Source organism: Actinotalea ferrariae CF5-4, assembly GCF_000603945.1.
Taxonomy (GTDB): domain Bacteria; phylum Actinomycetota; class Actinomycetes; order Actinomycetales; family Cellulomonadaceae; genus Actinotalea; species Actinotalea ferrariae.
On record NZ_AXCW01000361.1, the window covers coordinates 1 to 3,075 of the forward strand.

General features: G+C 69.9%; 4 protein-coding genes. 1 reads left to right on the plus strand and 3 read right to left on the minus strand.

Features of this window, described 5'->3' with window-relative positions:
* Positions 1–30: 30 nt before the first annotated feature.
* Both N866_RS17725 and N866_RS17730 read right to left on the minus strand, forming a co-directional pair.
* Positions 31–276, minus strand: a complete 246-nt coding sequence (locus tag N866_RS17725; RefSeq protein WP_081802796.1) for a hypothetical protein — start codon at positions 274–276, stop codon at positions 31–33.
* A gap of 85 nt (positions 277–361) precedes the next feature.
* Positions 362–616, minus strand: coding sequence for a hypothetical protein (locus tag N866_RS17730; RefSeq protein WP_155855463.1), 255 nt, complete (start codon positions 614–616; stop codon positions 362–364).
* Positions 617–934: 318 nt separating this feature from the next.
* On the opposite strand from N866_RS17730, the gene N866_RS17735 reads away from it, so the two are divergent.
* On the plus strand, positions 935–2,377 hold the full coding sequence (locus N866_RS17735) for an SNIPE associated domain-containing protein (protein WP_034229096.1): 1,443 nt from the start codon (positions 935–937) through the stop codon (positions 2,375–2,377).
* A 284-nt stretch (positions 2,378–2,661) separates the two neighbouring features.
* On the opposite strand, the gene N866_RS21640 is transcribed toward N866_RS17735, so the two are convergent.
* The coding region (locus tag N866_RS21640; protein WP_162177337.1) for a hypothetical protein at positions 2,662–3,075 on the minus strand (414 nt) is incomplete at its 5' end.

A 3,075-nucleotide genomic window follows, 5' to 3' on the forward strand; every position in this document is an offset into this window, starting at 1 on the left:
ATCCTGCGTGAAGTTTCCTAGTAGCCGCCGTCAGCGCGCGTTCGGGTCGCTGCCTTGAAGGCGCACGAGACCCAGGCCGTCACCGGGTACACAGGCGTAGAGGACGAACGTGCGCCCCGCCGCCTGGTCCTGTGCCCAGGCCAACACTTCGACGACGTCGGCGTCGCGGAGCTCGTACTCGTCCGAAACGCCGTGGGCGTCATGGAAGAAGACCCGGTAGTTCGGCCGGTCAAGCTCCCACGTCTGGTCGCGGGGGTCGACTGCTCTGATGTCCACGCCATCGAGCGTGGCAGACATGTCAGTCAGTCGTGCGGTCATGCCACGGCGCGGTAGAACCGCCGCAGATCGCTCCCGTTACGGCTTACGGCCTACCTGGCTCGACGGCCTCAGCGCTGTGGATGATGTGGGACCCGGGCGGCGCGCCCGCTTCTTCGAGCCGCCAGATGAGCTCCCCGGTCCGGCGCTGCAACTCGACCCACTCCTCTTCCGGATGGGACGCTCCGCCGTCCTCGTCGCGGTGCCGCGCAAAGGCTGTCAGGTACGCCGTCAGCCCGGCGGTCAGCAGCATCAGTTCACCGCGGGTGACCGTGATGGTTGTTTCGTCCGAGAGCTCCATCAGCTGAGCGTACGGGCGCGCCACGGGGTGGCAGCCGTGCACGCTCATGCCGCGGCGCGGGCGGCGTCGCTACGCTCCTTGTCGGGTGCACGGCGCGGCCAACCTGGCGGTAAGGGCGCACTCGGGTTGTCCTCGCGAGAGGTTCAAGAAGGCCAGGAAGTAGACCCCGGTGTGCCGCCGCTCCGCTGCTCCGGCGCTGCCCCTGCCGCCCCGGAGTTCGCCCTGGCATCTGCCCCGGGTTTCCCGGCGCTGTCCCAGGAGCCGTTCAGGTGACGCTCCTGGTACACGATGTCTCCACCCGCGGGTACGGTCGCGACCGTGACGACTCCTCCGGCCAACTGGTACCCCGACCCGCAGGTCCCCGGTCAGATGCGCTACTGGGACGGGGCCCAGTGGACCGAGCACACCGCCCAGCCGCAGCCCGCCGCCGCAGCAGCCCCGGCTCAGCAGCCCTCGCAGCCAGCCGCCGAGCAGTCTCCGCCGGCCAGCAGTCGCAAGATCGGGCTGTTCGGTGCGCGCGGCGTGGCCCGGGACCTGGCCGCCGAGAACGACCAGCTGCGCGCCGCCCTCGAGCAGACCGGGGCCCTGACGCTGGCGGAGATCCAGCTCCAGACCGCGACCGCCCAGGCCGAGCTGACGGCCCTACAGGAGCAGATCTCCCGGGCCCGCCACCGCCACGCCGCCGAGGTCGCCGCCGCCCAGGCCGAGCTGGAGGCGCTCAGGACGCAGGCCCTGGACGTCCGTCACGCGATCAACGTCCAGGAGTTCGGTCTGTACGACTTCGAGCACCCGGCCGAGGCATCCGCCACCCTGTCCGCCGAGCTCGCGCGCGTCCGGGCGCAGATCAAGGCGACCGCGTCGAGCAAGCGGGCCGTCACCGCTACGTCGAACTTCACGTTCAACAACTCCGCCGCCCAGGGCCGCAAGTTCGTCGACTCGATGTCTAAGACCATGCTGGCCGCCTACAACGCCGAAGCCGAGAACGCGATCAAGACGGTCAAGGCCGGTGGGCTCACCACTGCCCAGGCGCGTCTGACGAAGGTCGTCGAGCGGGTCGCGAACAACGGGCAGATGATCAACCTCGCGATCACCCCGGAGTACCACGGGCTGCGGATGCGGGAGCTCGAGCTCGCCGCCCGGCACCAGGCCGCCGTCCAGGCCGCGAAGGAAGCCGAGCGGGAGGAGCGGGCCCGGCTGCGGGAGGAGAAGCGCGTCGAGGACGAGCTGCGCCGCGAGCGGGAGAAGCTGGACAAGGAGCGCGACCACTACGCCAACGCCCTGGCCGCCCTTCAGGCCCGCGGGGACACGACCGGCGCGGCCGAGCTGCAGGCCAAGCTCGAGCAGATCGAACGGTCCATCGCCGACGTCGACTACCGGGCCGCGAACGTGCGAGCCGGGTACGTGTACGTGATCTCCAACATCGGTGCGTTTGGAGACACCGTGGTGAAGATCGGGATGACCCGTCGCCTAGAGCCGATGGACCGGGTCCGTGAGCTCGGGGACGCGTCGGTGCCGTTCACGTTCGACGTGCACGCCCTGTTCTTCTCCGAGGACGCGTTCGGCATCGAGGCGATGCTGCACCGACACTTCGCCGAGCAGCGGGTCAACCGCATCAACACCCGCCGGGAGTTCTTCTACGCCACCCCCGAGCAGGTGCTGGAAGTGCTCCGCGAGCACAACGTCGCCCTGGTCGAGTACACGACCGAACCGGCCGCCGAGGAGTTCCGCGCCAGCCGGGAGCTCGCCGCCACCCGGGTGTGAGCGCCGGCGACGACATCGCCCGGCCGCGGGCGTGAACGTCCTGGCGGGCATCGGAGGATCCACCGCTACCCAGGACGCGGTCCTCTGACCGGGGTCGTACCTTCTCCCGGGTATGGGTCGGACGCAGGTGCCGTGTCACCTCCTTCGCTGCGTCCGGGTCGTGGTGGATGGATGGGACCCCGGGTAGGTCTTGCTTGCGCTGTGGAGTTCTCAAGGTGCTGGTGCAGAACGTCCGTGGCGCCGTGCACCTGTCAATCGGTGCACGGCGCCACGCGCGGGGAAGCTCAGAGGCTCTGGACGGTGCCCCGGGGGGCGGCGGCCGACTTGGCCCGCAGCTGCCGCGTGAGGCCGAGGACGCTCTCGACCTGGGACTGCTCGAGCCCTGTGACCTCCGTGGCCGCGTCCATGCCGAGCGTGTTCCAGGTGTACTCCACCCGCCAGTTGCTGACGGCGCCGGGCTGGAGGTCGGGGTGGTCCAGGCCGAGGTCGCGGTAGAACCGGTTCATGGTGTTGATGGCTGAGGCGAGCGCACCTCCCGCGCTGGCCTCGTCACCGCGCGGGTTGTACAGCAGCGCCGTGCCGCCGCGGCGGGAGACGTGCTGCAGGCGGCTGACGAGCACGTGCTGGTGGAGGTTCTCCAGGGAGACGAAGCGCGGCTTGAGGCGCTCTCGTCGGTCAAGTCCCTGGAAGTGGTGTAG

What these genes read in the sequence shown, in the direction of transcription:
- N866_RS17730 (WP_155855463.1), bottom strand. Translation starts at nt 616, where the DNA reads ATGGAGCTCTCGGACGAAACAACCATCACGGTCACCCGCGGTGAACTG.